The following is a 16,149-nucleotide window of genomic DNA, read 5'->3' as shown; positions in this document are numbered from 1 at the left end:
CTGTCCTGTGTTGCCGTTCCCCGCGCACGGCTCTAAGAGATAATTCTCCACTTTGTTACAGCAGCGTTCACAAACTGCCGATTTTTCACCAAAACACGAAAAAAGCCGCTGGACATCCCAGCGGCTTTCAAAACATGATTTATTTTTTTGTGGATTCGTATCCTGGCGGTCTTTCAAGAACGGCATACAAAAATGTGATATCTTCTCTGATCTGCGATTTCACAAAGTCATTGGCACATTTCCGATACTCATGGCTAAGCTTATTCAGTTCGTATTCAAAAACTATTTTTTCTTCATTTGAAATCACCGATAACACCCCAGCTCATTGTAGTTGGAAAAGTCGTTCTTTATACATACATTCATCAAGCAATCATATCAAAAATTAATATTGAACGCTATTAATTAGCAGTAAATTATTCATAATATCAATAACAAAACAGAATAACCAATTATACCTAAGCAAAAAGAAACGAAACTGCTTTCACGATCTTCCGGCAATTCTTCTTTCATGACGTTGAGAATAATACCGCCTGCAAGCAGCGCAGTGAGAATCGACACCGTCAATTCGCTGACTTCCGATAACAGGCCGAAAACCCATCCAATCAGGATCGCAGCGGCCAGAAGCCATCGTCCGTATTTATCGTATTCTTCTTTATGCGCCGCCCGCAGCCCTTTATCATTCGTGATAAAGTGGACGCCCATTGCGATGAAAAAGAACAGCATGCCCCAAGCAGAATCGTAATGTTCACGGATCAGCAAATAGCCGATCAAGGCATTGTAAAGTGTGAACGAACCGATATGAACCCAAAACACTCCGGCTTCCACCCCTTCTTCGCGGATGTCAGCCTGCCGCCGCTTAGAAGATTTCACCATCTGTTCCAGTCCATAAAAGATGATGAGCCCAAGCATGGCGACCACGTAAATATGGCTTTCTAAAAAGCTCCATCCTTCATTTCCGACTTTGCCTTCCAACTCATCCTGAAAAACACCGAGTTCTGGAAGCAAGTGCAGAAAAACATAAGCCACGGATATTCCTCCCGCAATCGACAGAAATCGGCTTCGCGGCAAGACTTTCATGAGCTTCAACTTCTTTGAAAATATATGTATAAATACAAAACCGATTACAAATAATAAGCTGAGCCATTCCACAGCCTCCAGCTCCTTTGTCCACTAGAATAATTACAGGCAGACCCTAGCCGAGTCCGCCTGATAAACCAAAATATGCGAATTCTTTGCTTTCCTTAAATATTGTTTACCCCCGACTTAGCTTTCTTTAAACAACGACCTTTCCTATCTGAATTAAAAAAGCAGGAAAACCCGGAAATGCTCTCCCGTTTTCCTGCTCAAATTCACACTCCTGTTCTCCGACTGAGTTCAGCCGCTTGCTCCCGCAGCTTGAATTTCTGGATTTTGCCGGATGCTGTCATCGGATAATCCTTCGTGAATTCAAAGTAGCGCGGTATCTTATGGCGGGAAATTTTGCCGCTGCAATATTCTCGCAGCTCCTCAGCATCAAGTTTTTCGCCTTCCTTGAGGATGATCCACGCCATCAGCTCTTCTCCGTACTTCTGATCCGGCACCCCTACGACTTGGACATCCTGGATAGCCGGATGGCGGTAAAGGAATTCTTCGATTTCGCGTGGGTAAATGTTCTCGCCTCCCCGGATGACCATGTCTTTCATGCGTCCGGTTATGGCAATATAACCGTCCTCGTCTTCAACTGCGACATCGCCCGTATGTAGCCACCCATCGCTGTCGATGGCATTGCGGGTCGCTTCCTCATTGTGGTAATAGCCTTTCATAATATGGTAGCCTCTCGTGCAAAGCTCTCCCGGGACGCCGGCAGTCACGCTCTCGCCGCTTGCCGGATCGATAATCTTCACTTCGACTTCTGCATGAGGCTTGCCTACAGTCGCCACCCGTTTTTCGATGTCATCGTCAGCCCGCGTCTGCGTAATGACTGGAGATGACTCGGTCTGGCCGTAGGCAATGGTGATTTCCGATGCTCCCATATCGCTGATCACTTTCTTCATTACTTCAATCGGGCACGGCGAACCGGCCATAATGCCTGTACGCAGGGAAGAGGTATCAAACGATTCAAAATCAGGATGGTTGAGCTCGGCAATGAACATCGTCGGTACGCCGTGAAGGGCCGTGCATTTTTCATCCTGGACCATCTGCAGCACTTTTTTCGGTTCAAATTGTTCGGCAATGACCATTGTGGATGAGTGTGTCACCGCTGCCATCGTTCCAAGAACGCAGCCAAAGCAATGGAAGAATGGAACCGGAATGCACAGACGATCTTTCTCAGTCAGGTTCATCGTATCGCCGACTAGTTTTCCATTGTTGACGACGTTCAAGTGCGTCAGCATGACACCTTTTGGAAAGCCTGTCGTACCGGAAGTGTATTGGATATTGATGACGTCATCCGGCTCCATCGACTCGAATCGGCTTTTCAGTTCTTCATCTGAAACGCCGCTCGCGAAAGCTTCAAACTCACTCCAGGTATAAATTCCGGGATAGCCCCTTTCGGACATGACGATGACCCGTTTGAAATGGGGCAGCCGGCTGCACTCTACTGCTCCTTTCTCAGCCTTCTTCAGCTCCGGGCATACGGTGTTCAGAATGTCGATATAATTCGAGCCTTTAAATTCTTCCCCTAAAATCAAGGTCGTCGCATCGGATTGCTTCAGCAAATATTCCAATTCACTCGCCTGGTAGCTTGTGTTGACAGTCACAAGTACGCCGCCCATCTTGCCCGTTGCAAATTGGCTCAGCAGCCATTGCCGCTTATTATCCGACCAGATGGCAATGTGCTCCCCTTTGCTGATGCCGATTCCCATGAATGCCTTTGCGAGGCGGTCCGTTTCTTCGTCGAATTCCCTATAGGTTTTCCGGATGCCATGCTCCGGATATACATACGCCTCTGTGTCAGGATGCAGCGCTGCTTGCTCGCGCACGACTTGGCCGACCGTCTTTTGTAAAATAACCATTTCCATACTCCCCCTTTATGTAAACGTTCTCAATCCACTTCTGATTTTATCACAAAATTCCAAATTATGTGATTGGCGGAACCCTCTCTTTGCTGAACGCTCCAATCGCCCTTTTCCAGCCAGCCATGATAAAATGGAAGCATTATGTGCAACGAAAGGAAATCTAATGGACATCCAAACTATGAACGAACAATTGTCAGTCCGCATCAGCCGGAGAGAATTGGTAGCCGGCACAATCAGCCAGCCGCGCTTAAAATCAAATGACATCAAACGCATTAAACTGAAGCCTGTGGAAATCAAAAATCAATACTTCATCCAATTCGAATATCAGTATGAACATATATTGAAGCATGAAAACCTGTCTGTGGATGAAGCGGCAACGAAACTTGAATCTTTGTTCGAAGATTTTCGGCAAGGACTCTTACAGTTCACGGCAGAAAAAGTGCAACTTCAATTGTCGAAAAAGTTCAAAGTTTCCTGGAAAGCTGAAGGGACGGCGGAAAAATCCGCTGAGCTTTCACATAACCGCAAAAAACACTATTTGCTTGAGGACGGCACCCCTTATCCATTCCTGGTGCGCCTCGGCGTCCAAAACCCGGATGGCACCGTAAAAAAACAAAAATACGATAAGTTCCGCCAAATCAACCGCTTTATCGAGTTTATCGATGATGCGCTTGACCACCTTCCAAAAGACCGGGCGGTGCGGATTCTCGATTTCGGTTCCGGAAAATCGTATTTGACGTTTGCCTTGTATCATTATTTGCGTGTTGAAAAAGGGCTCGACCTGCGTGTCACCGGACTTGACTTGAAAAAGGAAGTCATTGAAGAATGCCAGCGCATCGCCGACGATCTTTCATACAGCCAGCTTGAGTTTTTGGTCGGCGACATCAACGATTACAACGAGGAATCGGCTGTGGACATGGTTGTCACGCTGCACGCTTGCGATGTGGCTACGGATATGGCCTTATCGCGTGCCGTGAAGTGGAACGCCAAAGTCATCTTAAGCGTCCCTTGCTGCCAACATGAACTGAACAGCCAAATCGACGCGCCGGAACTCGGGCTTATGCTCCAGCACGGCTTGATCAAAGAGCGGTTCAGCGCACTAGCGACTGATTCCATCCGCGCAGAACTGCTGTCGCTTGTCGGCTATGAAACGCAATTGATGGAGTTTATCGATATTGAGCATACCCCGAAGAACATTTTGATCCGTGCCTATAAAACTGGACGCAAACCGGCGGCCGGCCAATTCCAGCGTTACAAGGAATTTACTGGACTGCTTTCCGCAACACCTTTTCTTGAAAACGAATTAAAGGAGCTCTTATGAAACGGAAAAATCTTGTCAACGGCATGGTCCTCGCCTTCTCGGTCGTCTTGATCCGCTTTATCGATGTCCGGGTATATGATATGAATCTCTTGGTGACTTTATTGCTCACCGCTGCCCTTATTTTCGTCTTGATGAAAGTAGTTGACCGGGTCCCGTCACTTGACGAACCGGTTTCCAAACGTACCGCGGCGATTACCAATACAATCGTCGTACTCACCATCTTTCTGGCATTTTTCGTCTTGGGTCTGTAAACGCAAAAACCGCCTTCCATTTGTGGAAAGGCGGTTTTTTTATGCGCTCCGATTCAAGGGCGATTGGAATTAGGTTCTTCATCCGCTTCTTTATCTATGGTTTCCAGGATAAAACTTTTGACGGGTTCCAACGTCAATTCCAATCCGCTTGTCTCCAGATGGTTTTGGAGATAATCGAGCTGATGCTCTTCAACTGCGTCAGACTGGAGATTCAACACGTTGTTTATGTAGAGCATCCCTTCATTTGTGGCCATAGGCGCAGGAACACCTTGCTGTTCCCGCTTTTCCACTTCTTCAATGCCGATGGCCAAGCCTTCATCGATCAATTCTTTCATCAATTCCGCGTAGTGCTCCTCGCCCAATCCTTCAGAAAGCTTGGCGTCCAGCCCCTTCACTTCGTCTAATGAAGCACCGCGGTAATATTGGGCGTAATACGCCATCAGCACTTGTTCTTTGTCCAAAAGCTCCGTCATGGAAATCCCTCCAGTAAATATCATTTACTGCCTTATTCCCTTTTTCGATGGGCATTATGCGTGCGCAAGAAGGATTCAGCCTTGAAAATCAAACCTAGCAAAACAGTTCCCTTTATTTATTGGCCATCCAGTCCAGTAAAGCCTCGGCCACCTGGTCTTGCTGCTCAAACGGGCCGATGTCAGCAGGCAAATCGTTTTCCTGCTCACCGTATAAGCCGAATTGGGCATGATTGCCTCCAGCTATCTCGACAAATTCACTGTTGGCTGAGAACAGCATCTGACGCTCTTTGATGTCTTGCGGAACCGTCAAGCCGTCGTTTTCCGCAGACACAGACAGCATCGGCAAATCGCTCAACGCAAAATCGCCGGTTGGGTAAGACGCCAGAAAGTAAAGGCCTCCGAGCTCGTCCTGATGTTCTTCAGCATACTGGGCAGCGGCTACACCGCCAAGGGAATGGCCTCCGATAAACCATTTTTCGACTGCCGGATGGGCTGCGATCACTTCGTCAGCTTTGCCCGCAGCGAGGATTGGAAATTTCAGCGGCATGTCCGGTATGGATACCGTGTAGCCTGCCGATTGCAATTTTTCAGCCAGATAGGCGTATGCAGCAGTTTCCACTTTCGCTCCTTGGTACAAAATGACACCTTTGCCGTTCGTTTTTTCCGGCCGGAAAATAAGGCCGGATTCATCCCGTTCGAGCGCATCAACATCCACGCGTTCTTTGAGTTCCGCACTTGGTCCATAATCGAATTGTGCATAAATCATAAAACCGGCAATTGCCGCCAAAAGCAAGGCGATAGCTGCCAGCAACAGCCGGACGCTCCATTTCACCATAAGTTCCAGCTCCTCACTGTCCCTTTAATACGCAAGACCTACCCGGCGCCGCATGAATTCCGGATGCTCGAGCAAGCTATAGGCAAAAGCAGCCGTGTCACCCACCGTGATCTCCTTGCCGCCTTCTGGAAGCAGCCCCTCTTCTGTGCGGTAATTGCCGCGTGCTTCGCCGTCCGGAAGGTAGGTCGGGCATACGACCGTCCAGTCCAAAGCGCTTTTTTCCAGCTCGCGGTACATCTTTTCGTGTTCTTCCGCCGCAAACGTCAATTTGCGGTTGGAGTCGCCGCCTTGATAGCGCAGCAACCCCGGCGACAGCCGGCTGTCAAGGATGCCCGCTGTGCCGATTGCAATGATGCGGTGAACGCCGTGCTTTTCCATCGCCTCCGCAATCAATGGTGCAGCTTCCGAAAGCGTTGTTGTGCGGTCGGTTCCGATTGCACTGAAAACTGCTCCAGTGCCGGCAACCACGCGTTCGACGTCTTCAAATTTGCGCACATCGCCGACAATCATTTCTAAATTCGGATGTGCTTGTAGTGTTTTTGCGCGCACGAGCGCTTTGACGCCGTGGCCATCAGCAAGGGCCTGCTTCAGAATCTGTCCGCCGACACGGCCAGTCGCACCGAAAATCGCGATTTCCATAGGTATCCCCCTCATTTAAAATGATAGCCTTTTTTCGCCAGCACGTCTTTGATGTCCGGACGCTTTGGCTTGCTCAGGAACTGCGCCATCTGCTGCGTCCACGTCGCTTGTTTCTGGTTCGTGCTGCGCGCTTCGTAATAGTTCTGAACAGTGGCATCGTATGCCGGCAATAAGCTGCTGTATTTGGCTTCGTCGTAGTCATTTTCATGCAAAATCGCTTCCACTGGCAAACGCGGCTTTACTTCATTGGCTTCATTCGGCACACCGAGCGTCAGCCCGTAAACAGGAAAAACGCCTTCAGGCAAGCCGACCAAGTCGCTGATCGCTTCCATATTGTTGCGCACGCCGCCGATATAGCAGATGCCGTAGCCTTTCGATTCCGCTGCAAGCGCCAGATTTTGTGCCAGCAGCCCGACGTCCGTCACGGCGACAATCAGGTTTTCTGCTTGGTCGAAGACAATCGATCCGCCCTGCAGTTCCGCTGCATGCTTCAAGCGGTTGTAATCAGCGCACATCAACAGCACTGCTCCAGCGCCTTCCATTTGCTTCGCATTTTTGGACAATTCGCCGAGCTTCTTGCGCTTGTGTCGGTCCGTCACCCAAACAATCGAATACGCTTGCACAAAATGAGAAGTTGCCGCATGCTGGGCAGCCTCGATCAATTCGCTTAGCTCCTCCCGGCTCAATTGCTTGTCTTTGTAATCACGCACTGACGCGTGGGATTTCATCAATTCAATAACCATCCTGCATTGCCCCTTTCCAGTCTTTCCTCTATCCTATCAAAAACTTTCAGCAGATACCCTCGCGACGATTTTTGGTACAATAAAAGAAGAGGGGTGAAACGATTGAAACAGCTTAAAACCGCTTTTTCCGTTCTTTTTTTATTGGTCCTTGGCGGTTTTTCATTTATATGGATTCAAAGGGAAATGGAGTTTCGCGAAGAATTAAAGCAACGCCCGATGCCTTCGGGCTTGCATCCCATAATCGAAGAAAAGCGCGACGAACTCATTCGCCTGGCTTCAGCAGCCGGCATCGACATCATCATCACCGATGGGTTCCGCTCGCGCGATGAACAAGACCGTCTGCATGCCCAGGGGCGGAGTGCTCCGGGCAATGTTGTGACACAAGTGCAAGGCGGCGGTTCGTATCATAATTACGGGCTTGCCATTGATTTTGCTTTGCGGGACGGCAACGGCGGCGTCGTTTGGGACATTGAGCGCGATGCGAATGGCAACGGCCGAAGCGACTGGTTCGAAGTGGCCGCAATCGGCAAGGAGCTCGGGTTTTCATGGGGAGGCGATTGGCGGCGATTCAAAGATTACCCGCATCTCGAAATGACGTTCGGCTTGTCGATCAATGAACTGCAAGACGGCTACCGACCAGAAGACGTCACCAACTAGTTCCCTTGTAACGCTCTCCCGGCTGCTTCGTCTTATACAGTAAAGGGGCGATGCCGAATGCGAAAAACACAGTTTCTTTTAATGATCGGCTTTATGTTATTGGCAGGATGCGGTGCGCAGGGAAACTCGGGCGCAAAGGTCGAGGACTCTAAGACAATGCCTGTTGCCGAAACCACGGAGGGCGAGTTCATCTATCGCCTTACCGCGGAGAGCGATACGTTCGAAGCGGGCGGTCCAATCAGCATGTATGCAGAATTGGAGTATACGGGAGAGCAGGAAAGCATCGACATTTATCACGCCGCTTCACCATTCTATTTTCTCCTGCACGAAAAAACACGAAATTTCGAAATCCCTTATCCCATGAACGAACCGCTAATCATGACGACACTCTTTAAAGGAGAGCCGCTTCGTGAAGACTACCGCGGAAGTGGCGGCTACTCGGAAGAAGACCCGAAGGAGTATCGGGAGTTTATCAAAAAAGTGATGGACGGCCAGTTTCCTGAAGGATTCTACGAAGTGGATGGGTCGGCCAATTTTTTTACCGGGAATCCAGAAGCGGACAAGACTGATTACGATATCCACGCCGCCATCAGTTTCAAAATTGTTGAATAGAATGAGAAACCCGACCGATTCCAATGGAATCGGTCGGGTTTTTTTGGATGCAGATGCATTGCTTTTGGGAAATTCTTAATTACTTATGGAATCTGCCACTTTACCTGCGACAAACCGGAATCACTTGCAGCAAATGGCTCGTAACATGCAACACAACTTGATTTATTTGCAGCAGCTGCATTTCCCGTCTGCAGCACCTACAATTCCTGGCGCAAGGCTTGAATCACATCGATTTGCGTCGCTTTGCGCGCCGGACGCCAGCCTGAAACCATAGCGACCCCGATGCTGATGGCGGCTGAAATAGCGACCAGCTGCCACGGAATAACGGAAATTAAGATGTTGAAATCCCCCGTCTCTTCTTCGCCAAGCGAGCTCATGACAATCATCGGCACTAGCCAGTTCGCTAGCATGCTAATGCCATAGGCAATGATGATTGCCAGGACGGTGCCAATGATGCCGATTGCGGCACTTTCCATAAGGAATAGACGCTGAATCAATTTCGGTTGTGCGCCAATCGCTTTCATGACGCCAATTTCACGCGTGCGCTCTGTCACAGCCATCGTCATCGTATTGAAAATCCCGATCGAAGCGATCAAAATTGCAATTGTGCCGACAAAAATCAAACCTGCTTTCAATAGCGTGAAGAACATGTTCATCGAACCCAACTCTTCCGTAACGGAATAGACATAATAGCCGTCTCTTTTCAGCTTTTCAGTAATGCCTTCTACATACTGCAATTCGTCCGCATAAACGAGCACTTCACGCGGGGGCTCTTCGGTTCCCAAGCCTTCCGCAATGGTTTTGCTCCATGATTCATCTGCATAAATCGAGCTGTCCATCATCCAGTCTTTTGCCGGCTCTTCCGTAACTCCCGCTACCGTGAATTCCCAGACAACAGGCTCTCCTTCTCCTTCATACGGCTTCAGCTCAATTTCAAAAGTCTGGCCGATTAAGCTGCCGGCAAAACCAGCCAACTCTTCCCCTTCCGCAGCGTTGGCCTGTTCTTCCTGGATCAATAGTGAGCTTGCAAAATGATACCCTACAAGCACTTCCCCTTCCGTTGAAGGCATCGCGCCTTCCGATAAAGCGAGCCCTGCCTTTTCTTCGTTTCCAAATTGGACAAATACCAAATCAGCATATGCGCTGCGCTCACCCAAGCGGGCCTCCCCTTCAGCCTGCGGCCGGCTCCGTTCAGCTACTGCTTTGACGTGTGGAATTTCGCGCATCGCTTCAGCTTCTTGGGCCGTTATCGCGCTGTCCGACTCTTCTTTGCCGGGCACTTCAATTTTGGTCACTGTACGGTTTTGCAAGATATCATCCGACAAGGTTTTGTGAAGGCCGAATCCGACCGAAGCCAGGACAATCAGAAAAGCACAGCCCATTGTTGCCGCTAGTATGGTCATTGTTAACCGCAATTTATTGCGTTTCATGTGCTGCCCGATAAACCCGAGCTGATCTTTAAATTGCACGGCGCTGTCCCCCTTTCACCAATTTGCCATCATGCAGCTGATACTGGCGATGGGCAATTCCTGCCACTTCATCATCATGGGTGATGATCACGAATGTTACTCCTAGGTCGCGGTTAAGCGTACGGATCAAGTCCAGTATTTCCTGTTCTGTTTCAGAGTCGAGGCTTCCGGTAGGTTCATCCGCCAGAATAACCGGCGGATTGGTGATCAACGCGCGCGCAATGCTGACGCGCTGCTGCTGGCCGCCTGACAGCTCATTCGGGTAATGCCCGGCGACTTCTGACAAACCGACTTCCGCCACCAATTTTTCCACCGCCGCTCTCCGCTCCGGCGCTTTCATGCCTTTTATCTTCAACGGCAGTTCAATGTTCTCAAAGGCATTCAGCCCCGGCATCAATTGAAAGCTTTGAAAGACGAAGCCGAAATTCTTCAGCCGGAAATCTGCCATTTCTGTTTCTTTCAGCGAAGTGATTTCTTGCCCCCCGACTTCAACCGCTCCTGATTCAGGCGCCATGAAACCAGCTAGAATGTTCAACAGCGTCGACTTGCCGGAACCGCTTTTCCCCAAAATAGCGGCAATCTCCCCTTTTTTGACGTGAAGCGTAATCCCTTCCAGTACAGGAATTTTGCGTTCATCCCCTTTTTTGCCAATAGCAAAAGAATGGGATAGCATGTTAATTTCAATCATTTTTATGCCCCTTTCTACTTCCTGCCTTTAGTATAAGAGGAAAATCTTAACAAACAGTACTGCCTTTTCTGAAGAATTCCTTAAGAATAGAGTAAGAGCCACGGAATAAGGGTAATGGAGTACTAAGTATTTAGTCATATAAAACCTTATATATAGCGGAATCGCCGCAGCATATGCATATATTTCGCAAAGGGGGCCAAGCATATGGAACACATTGCTGTTGTGATTCCAGCATATAAACCAGGCAGCAATTGCCTCGACTTGATTCAGGACATCCTTGCTGCCGGTTTTCCGCACGTCATCGTCGTCGATGACGGCAGCGGTCCCGCATATGCCGGTTTTTTCGATTCCCTTCTTTACATTCCGCAAACCACTGTACTGCGGCATGCCGCAAACCAAGGGAAAGGGCGCGCCCTTAAAACCGCATTCCATTACATACTCAATGAACAATTGCCGTTCGACGCCATTATCACTGCTGATGCGGACGGCCAGCATCTAGTTTCGGATATGATTAAACTGAGCCGGGAAATGGCCGAAGAACCGAACCATGTCGTTCTTGGCGCAAGGGATTTCGACCATAAGGAAGTGCCTTTCCGGAGCCGTTTCGGCAATCGTTTCACCCGCCTGCTGTTCAGGCTGTCCACCGGAACCGTGCTGGCCGATACCCAGACCGGACTTCGGGGCATACCGGTCAAATACTTGCCCCGGCTGCTAGGCGTTCTCGGCGAGCGCTTTGAATACGAGATGAACGTCTTGGCCGCATTGAAGAAAAACTACATTCCGATTTCAGAAGTCAGCATCCAAACCGTCTACCTTGATGCCAATAAATCGTCGCATTTTAATCCACTCAGGGATTCATTCCATATTTATAAAGTGTTCCTGCTTTATGGCATTTCCGGTGCCGCTTCGTTCGTGCTGGATATCGGGCTTTACTGGATTTTCATCCAGCTGCTGCGCGACGAAGCTCCCGAGCTGTTCATCATTTTCGCGACCATCGCAGCACGTGTGCTGTCGTCGCTGTTCAATTATTACATCAACCGCAACAAAGTGTTCAAACAAGGCAGCCGCCAGTCATTTTACCGCTATTACATGCTGGCCGGTTTTATCATGCTTGTATCTGCCGCTTCTGTCCATCTACTCTATGCTGAATGGCTTGGCCGCGGAGAAATCATTCTGAAAGTGATGGTTGACACCGTGTTATTCGTTTTCGGATTTGTCGCCCAGCGTGCCTGGGTATTCCGCAAAGACTAAAAAAGACCGCTGCCCATAAGGGAACAGCGGTCTTTTGCTTATGCAAGCTCTAACAAGCGCTTGAGCTCTTCCTTATTTTCTTCAAATCCAATAAAATGGCGGTCCAGCCTGCGCTTTCCGAACAGGTCTTTTTTATAGAAAGCGAACAACGGTACGATGCGGCTGCCCGAAATCTCTTTCATGTCCTTCTCCAATTCCGGCTCCGCTCCGACATCCTTGTGTTCGTAGGAAATGCCATTGGACGCGAGATAGGACTTTGCATCCTGGCAGTCGCTGCAGGTTTGGCGCGTATACAGTACCATTTCCATTGCTTTGCCCATTTTCTATCCCCTCCATCAAATTCTGTTTAGGCGACCGCCGGTTTGAAGCCTTTAAGCCTCAAGGCATTGATCAATACCGAAACTGAACTGAAACTCATTGCAGCGCCGGCAATCATCGGGCTCAGCAGCGGGCCTCCGAACAGATAGAGGATTCCCATTGCCACTGGAATGCCAAGAATATTATAAGCGAAAGCCCAAAACAGATTTTGTTTTACGTTTTTGATCGTGGATTTGCTCAAATCCACCGCAGTCAAGACATCCATCAAATCACTTCTCATCAGCACGATATCCGCTGATTCCATTGCTACATCGGTACCGGAGCCGATCGCAATGCCAACATCCGCCTGTGCCAATGCCGGAGCATCGTTTATGCCGTCTCCGACCATCGCCACAATCTTGCCTTCCGCTTGAAGCTTTTTCACTTCATCCGCTTTATCCTCAGGCAGAACTTCACTGAGGACACGGTCCACTCCAACCTGTTTAGCAATTGCTTCAGCGGTAAGCTTATTATCTCCCGTAAGCATAGCGACTTCGATGCCCATCTTTTGCAGCTTGCGGATTGCCAATGTGCTCGATTCCTTAATCGTGTCCGCTACTGCAATCACGCCAGCTAGCTTCCCTTCTGAAGCGATGAACATCAACGATTTGCCTTCACCAGCCAAATTGTCGGCTGCCTCTGATAGGGCGCTGAGCGAAATGTTTTGCATGCCCATCAATTTCCGGTTGCCGATCGATACTTTACGCCCATCTATCTCGACTTCTAGGCCGTGGCCTGGAATCGCCTTGAATGACTCGCCTTTGGCAAGGACGAGCTCTTTTTCAACTGCTGCTTCAACAATTGCTTCCCCAATAGGATGTTCAGAACCTTTTTCAGCGGACGCCGCAAGCGCCAGCAATTGTTCTTCCGTTAATGTGCTGTCAGCCAACACGATATCAGTTACTTTCAATTTTCCTTCTGTGATGGTTCCTGTCTTGTCAAATACGATTGTTTGTACTTTATGGGTGGTTTCCAGCGCTTCACCGCTTTTGATCAACACGCCATGCTCTGCACCTTTCCCGGTGCCGACCATAATGGCTGTCGGCGTCGCGAGGCCAAGTGCGCATGGGCAGGCGATGACCAATACGGAAATCGTGATAGTCAGTGCAAAAACAGCCGTCTGTCCGCCGAAATACCAGACCAGACCTGAAATCAATGCCAAAACGATGACGACTGGCACAAAGTAAGCCGAGATGATGTCCGCCAATCGGGCAATCGGCGCTTTCGATCCCTGTGCATCTTCCACCAATTTAATAATCCGCGCGAGTACCGTGTCTTTCCCGACTTTCGTCGCACGGTAGCGGATTGCACCATTCTTGTTAATACTCGCTCCGACGATGGCATCTCCCGGGGCTTTGTCGCTTGGCAAGCTTTCACCGGAAATCATCGATTCGTCGACGGAAGTGTGGCCTTCTGTAACGATTCCGTCCACCGGCATTCTTTCACCCGGCTTAACGAGGACGATGTCTCCCACTTCCACTTCATCGACAGAGATTTCGCGCTCTTCGCCGTCTCTGAAGACGACAGCGGATTTTGGCGCCATGCCCATCAATTTTTTGATAGCCTCTGACGTTTTGCCTTTTGACAAGGCTTCAAAATATTTCCCTAAGGTAATCAGTGTCAGAATGACTGCAGCTGATTCGTAGTACAGGTTATCGGCAGCGTGCTCGTCGCTTGCAAACATGAATGCCGTAACAACCAGGCTATAAATAAATGCTGCACTCGTTCCCAACGCGATAAGCGAGTCCATATTCGGATGTCCTTTAAATAACGTGCGGAATCCGACTGTGAAGAATTTCGCTCCTAGTATCATCACCGGAATGGTCAAAAGCAGCTGGATCATCGCAAAGTTCGTATGGTTGATCTCTGGATCGATGATTGCCGGCAACGGCATTCCGAACATATGCCCCATTGAGATGAGCAGCAGCGGTACGGTCAAAGCCGCGGACATCCAGAATCTTCTCCACATCTCTTTTATGTGCTGCTGCTTTTTTTCCCGGTCTTCATCAGCGGAATCGATTGCCGCTTCATCATCATGCGCTTCGTAGCCGGCGTCGCTGACCGCCGCTTTTATATCCGAGATGGCCAGGACTGATGGATCATAGCGGATCACCATTTTTTCGGTGGCCATATTGACGTTCGATTCGGCCACTCCCGGCAGTTTGCGTGTCGCTCTTTCAACGGCTTGCACACAGGAAGCACAGGTCATGCCTTCAATCACAAAACTTTTCACTACGCTGTCGGTGCTGGCTTTATACCCGGCTTTTTCGACAGCATCCCGGATATCCTGCACAGAAACAGCGGCTTCGTCATACACGACTTTCACTTTTTCAGTTGCTAAATTGACGTTCGATTCGTCTACTCCCGGCAATTTATTAACCGCTCTTTCAACGGCTTTTGCGCACGCCGCACAGGTCATGCCTTCTACATTCAATGTTTTTTCCATCACGCTCTCAACTCCTTACATTTTAATGGCAATTTATATTGTAGTCTTTTTTGCATTTGCATTGGCCAGGAATACAATTACACGGAACCGTATCTACGGCTTCGCCTTTTTTCGCGTCCAACGCTGACTGCAGCAGCCGGATATCTTCATGGCTGAGCAGTGCTTTTGAAATCATGTCGGCGATTGTCTTGCCGGCTGCACGGCTGCAAATTTGGCCGAATAACCGGTCTGTAGCGCTTTTCACACTGCCTTCTTCGCTGATGCCGGCTGAATAAATGAATTTATTGCCTTGCGATACTGCCAGCAGCATTCCTTTTTTTACAAGGCGTCCGATAAACGTTTTCGTCGTTGCCGGTTTCCAGTCTTTCTTTTCCTGGAGCACTTCAATGATTTCTTTGCTGGTTGCTTGCTCGAGTGTCCAGACGACGCGCATGATTTCCCATTCAGCGTCTGTAATTTCCACTTTCTCTTCTATCATCATGAAAATCCTCCTTCGTTTACATTTGTAATCGATTTATTTTAGTTTACATTTGTAATCATTTATTGTCAAGCACTTTTTCTAAAAAAAAAACTGCGTTTCCATTCTGGGATTTCAGAACGGACACGCAGTTTTTCATTTCAGCAAATCAAGCTGTGGATTCTCCCGTGGAGCGGCCGATCGGTACCATTGATAGCAAAGGATGATGATTAAAGCCAAGTCTATGGCATTTCCGCCATAGTACATCAATAGCGCACCCGCCTCACCATCCGCTTTTCCGACACCATCCGGCGGTGTAGCGTATATCAGTTTTGCCAGGATTTTATGCGCGGCCAACGCGAGAATCAAGACTGCCGAACGCAAGATGAAGCCAGAGCGGTGCGGGGCTATATCGACATAAATGATGGACATTGTGAACAGATAACCTGCTAAAAAAACGTGGAGATGGATGAATGCATACAGCCATTCCGACCCATGCATCGCTTCGAAAAGGCCCGTCAAGTAAAGCACGTATAATCCGCCGATGTTCAAGAAGGCCGCGGTCACCGGATGGCTGACAAGCTGTAACCGCCGGCTTTTCAATAACCGGGACAGCCTTCTAGCTGCAGGGATGCTCAGTGTCCTTAATAACAATGATATCGGCTTTGCGTAAAGCAGCAGCAGCGGTACCAACATTCCAAGCAATAAATGTGCCGCCATATGCGCCCTGAAATTCGAATGTGCCAGTTCAGCAAGCGGCCCTAACAGCACGGCTGCAATCGCCGCTAGCCCAGCATCCCAAAAGACATACCGGTGAAGCGGCCATTTCTTATATTTTCTGCCTGTCATAAAAGCAGCTAACGGATACAAAACGAAAAGTGCGGTAAGCATCACAAATGCCGCCGCTTCAAACCCTCCGAAAATCGGCTCGGCATGGTCATGTACTGCCATTCT

At 49.1% G+C, this 16,149-nt stretch carries 17 protein-coding genes; 5 read left to right on the top strand and 12 right to left on the bottom strand.

Annotation, left to right across the window (positions count from 1 at the left end):
- Positions 1–417 precede the first annotated feature (417 nt).
- Together AC4EHB_RS14055 and AC4EHB_RS14050 are read right to left on the bottom strand one after the other, a co-directional pair.
- Positions 418–1,026: a hypothetical protein gene (locus AC4EHB_RS14055; RefSeq protein WP_490981883.1), complete on the bottom strand. Its 609-nt coding sequence runs from the start codon at positions 1,024–1,026 to the stop codon at positions 418–420.
- A gap of 323 nt (positions 1,027–1,349) precedes the next feature.
- Positions 1,350–2,993 (bottom strand): AMP-binding protein, encoded by a 1,644-nt coding sequence (locus AC4EHB_RS14050; protein WP_490981882.1) that lies wholly within the window; start codon positions 2,991–2,993, stop codon positions 1,350–1,352.
- A gap of 166 nt (positions 2,994–3,159) precedes the next feature.
- On the opposite strand from AC4EHB_RS14050, the gene AC4EHB_RS14045 reads away from it, so the two are divergent.
- Both AC4EHB_RS14045 and AC4EHB_RS14040 read left to right on the top strand, forming a co-directional pair.
- Entirely contained in the window at positions 3,160–4,317 is a 1,158-nt protein-coding gene (locus AC4EHB_RS14045; RefSeq protein ID WP_490976128.1) for a class I SAM-dependent methyltransferase, read from the top strand.
- Positions 4,314–4,568 (top strand): hypothetical protein, encoded by a 255-nt coding sequence (locus AC4EHB_RS14040; RefSeq protein ID WP_490976129.1) that lies wholly within the window; start codon positions 4,314–4,316, stop codon positions 4,566–4,568. Before AC4EHB_RS14045 ends, AC4EHB_RS14040 begins: the two co-directional genes overlap by 4 nt.
- 53 nt (positions 4,569–4,621) lie before the next feature.
- Here AC4EHB_RS14040 and AC4EHB_RS14035 read toward each other — a convergent pair whose 3' ends face one another.
- The 4 genes from AC4EHB_RS14035 to nfsA all read right to left on the bottom strand — a co-directional run bounded on the left by AC4EHB_RS14035 (position 4,622) and on the right by nfsA (position 7,258).
- Positions 4,622–5,041 (bottom strand): hypothetical protein, encoded by a 420-nt coding sequence (locus AC4EHB_RS14035; RefSeq protein WP_490976130.1) that lies wholly within the window; start codon positions 5,039–5,041, stop codon positions 4,622–4,624.
- Positions 5,042–5,153: 112 nt separating this feature from the next.
- On the bottom strand, positions 5,154–5,876 hold the full coding sequence (locus AC4EHB_RS14030) for an alpha/beta hydrolase (RefSeq protein ID WP_490981881.1): 723 nt from the start codon (positions 5,874–5,876) through the stop codon (positions 5,154–5,156).
- 24 nt (positions 5,877–5,900) lie between these two features.
- Positions 5,901–6,515, bottom strand: a complete 615-nt coding sequence (locus AC4EHB_RS14025; protein ID WP_490981880.1) for an NAD(P)-dependent oxidoreductase — start codon at positions 6,513–6,515, stop codon at positions 5,901–5,903.
- Positions 6,516–6,526: 11 nt separating this feature from the next.
- Complete coding sequence (gene nfsA / locus AC4EHB_RS14020) at positions 6,527–7,258, bottom strand: oxygen-insensitive NADPH nitroreductase (RefSeq protein ID WP_490981879.1); 732 nt, start codon at positions 7,256–7,258, stop codon at positions 6,527–6,529.
- A 102-nt stretch (positions 7,259–7,360) separates the two neighbouring features.
- Between nfsA and AC4EHB_RS14015 the strand changes: the two genes are divergently transcribed.
- The gene (locus AC4EHB_RS14015; RefSeq protein WP_490976134.1) at positions 7,361–7,915 is read left to right on the top strand and encodes a M15 family metallopeptidase; all 555 of its coding nucleotides are present in this window, start codon (positions 7,361–7,363) and stop codon (positions 7,913–7,915) included.
- 57 nt (positions 7,916–7,972) lie between these two features.
- The gene (locus AC4EHB_RS14010; RefSeq protein WP_490981878.1) at positions 7,973–8,527 is read left to right on the top strand and encodes a hypothetical protein; all 555 of its coding nucleotides are present in this window, start codon (positions 7,973–7,975) and stop codon (positions 8,525–8,527) included.
- Positions 8,528–8,724: 197 nt separating this feature from the next.
- Here AC4EHB_RS14010 and AC4EHB_RS14005 read toward each other — a convergent pair whose 3' ends face one another.
- Together AC4EHB_RS14005 and AC4EHB_RS14000 are read right to left on the bottom strand one after the other, a co-directional pair.
- Positions 8,725–9,996, bottom strand: coding sequence for an ABC transporter permease (locus tag AC4EHB_RS14005; protein WP_490976136.1), 1,272 nt, complete (start codon positions 9,994–9,996; stop codon positions 8,725–8,727).
- Positions 9,986–10,684, bottom strand: a complete 699-nt coding sequence (locus AC4EHB_RS14000; RefSeq protein ID WP_490976137.1) for an ABC transporter ATP-binding protein — start codon at positions 10,682–10,684, stop codon at positions 9,986–9,988. The genes AC4EHB_RS14005 and AC4EHB_RS14000 overlap by 11 nt, the downstream gene beginning before the upstream one ends.
- 204 nt (positions 10,685–10,888) lie before the next feature.
- Between AC4EHB_RS14000 and AC4EHB_RS13995 the strand changes: the two genes are divergently transcribed.
- Positions 10,889–11,935: a glycosyltransferase gene (locus AC4EHB_RS13995; protein ID WP_490976138.1), complete on the top strand. Its 1,047-nt coding sequence runs from the start codon at positions 10,889–10,891 to the stop codon at positions 11,933–11,935.
- A 38-nt stretch (positions 11,936–11,973) separates the two neighbouring features.
- On the opposite strand, the gene AC4EHB_RS13990 is transcribed toward AC4EHB_RS13995, so the two are convergent.
- The 4 genes from AC4EHB_RS13990 to AC4EHB_RS13975 form a co-directional block, all read right to left on the bottom strand.
- On the bottom strand, positions 11,974–12,255 hold the full coding sequence (locus tag AC4EHB_RS13990) for a glutaredoxin family protein (RefSeq protein WP_490976139.1): 282 nt from the start codon (positions 12,253–12,255) through the stop codon (positions 11,974–11,976).
- Positions 12,256–12,281: 26 nt separating this feature from the next.
- Entirely contained in the window at positions 12,282–14,741 is a 2,460-nt protein-coding gene (locus AC4EHB_RS13985) for a heavy metal translocating P-type ATPase (RefSeq protein WP_490976140.1), read from the bottom strand.
- A 19-nt stretch (positions 14,742–14,760) separates the two neighbouring features.
- Complete coding sequence (locus AC4EHB_RS13980; RefSeq protein ID WP_490976141.1) at positions 14,761–15,219, bottom strand: CopY/TcrY family copper transport repressor; 459 nt, start codon at positions 15,217–15,219, stop codon at positions 14,761–14,763.
- A 132-nt stretch (positions 15,220–15,351) separates the two neighbouring features.
- On the bottom strand, positions 15,352–16,146 hold the full coding sequence (locus tag AC4EHB_RS13975; RefSeq protein WP_490981877.1) for a cytochrome c oxidase assembly protein: 795 nt from the start codon (positions 16,144–16,146) through the stop codon (positions 15,352–15,354).
- Positions 16,147–16,149 lie beyond the last annotated feature (3 nt).

Source organism: Planococcus sp. TJ-302 (genome assembly GCF_058268455.1).
The sequence above is the reverse complement of the archived record's forward strand: the minus strand, read 5'-3'. Positions and strand labels throughout refer to the sequence as shown.

Excerpts from the sequence above, each read along its gene's own strand:
- AC4EHB_RS14050 (WP_490981882.1), bottom strand. The coding sequence starts at position 2,993 with ATGGTTATTTTACAAAAGACGGTCGGCCAAGTCGTGCGCGAGCAAGCA.
- AC4EHB_RS14045 (WP_490976128.1), top strand. The coding sequence starts at position 3,160 with ATGGACATCCAAACTATGAACGAACAATTGTCAGTCCGCATCAGCCGG.
- AC4EHB_RS14040 (WP_490976129.1), top strand. The coding sequence starts at position 4,314 with ATGAAACGGAAAAATCTTGTCAACGGCATGGTCCTCGCCTTCTCGGTC.
- AC4EHB_RS14035 (WP_490976130.1), bottom strand. The coding sequence starts at position 5,041 with ATGACGGAGCTTTTGGACAAAGAACAAGTGCTGATGGCGTATTACGCC.
- AC4EHB_RS14030 (WP_490981881.1), bottom strand. The coding sequence starts at position 5,876 with ATGGTGAAATGGAGCGTCCGGCTGTTGCTGGCAGCTATCGCCTTGCTT.
- AC4EHB_RS14025 (WP_490981880.1), bottom strand. The coding sequence starts at position 6,515 with ATGGAAATCGCGATTTTCGGTGCGACTGGCCGTGTCGGCGGACAGATT.
- nfsA (WP_490981879.1), bottom strand. The coding sequence starts at position 7,258 with ATGGTTATTGAATTGATGAAATCCCACGCGTCAGTGCGTGATTACAAA.
- AC4EHB_RS14010 (WP_490981878.1), top strand. The coding sequence starts at position 7,973 with ATGCGAAAAACACAGTTTCTTTTAATGATCGGCTTTATGTTATTGGCA.
- AC4EHB_RS14000 (WP_490976137.1), bottom strand. The coding sequence starts at position 10,684 with ATGATTGAAATTAACATGCTATCCCATTCTTTTGCTATTGGCAAAAAA.
- AC4EHB_RS13995 (WP_490976138.1), top strand. The coding sequence starts at position 10,889 with ATGGAACACATTGCTGTTGTGATTCCAGCATATAAACCAGGCAGCAAT.
- AC4EHB_RS13990 (WP_490976139.1), bottom strand. The coding sequence starts at position 12,255 with ATGGGCAAAGCAATGGAAATGGTACTGTATACGCGCCAAACCTGCAGC.
- AC4EHB_RS13980 (WP_490976141.1), bottom strand. The coding sequence starts at position 15,219 with ATGATGATAGAAGAGAAAGTGGAAATTACAGACGCTGAATGGGAAATC.
- AC4EHB_RS13975 (WP_490981877.1), bottom strand. The coding sequence starts at position 16,146 with ATGGCAGTACATGACCATGCCGAGCCGATTTTCGGAGGGTTTGAAGCG.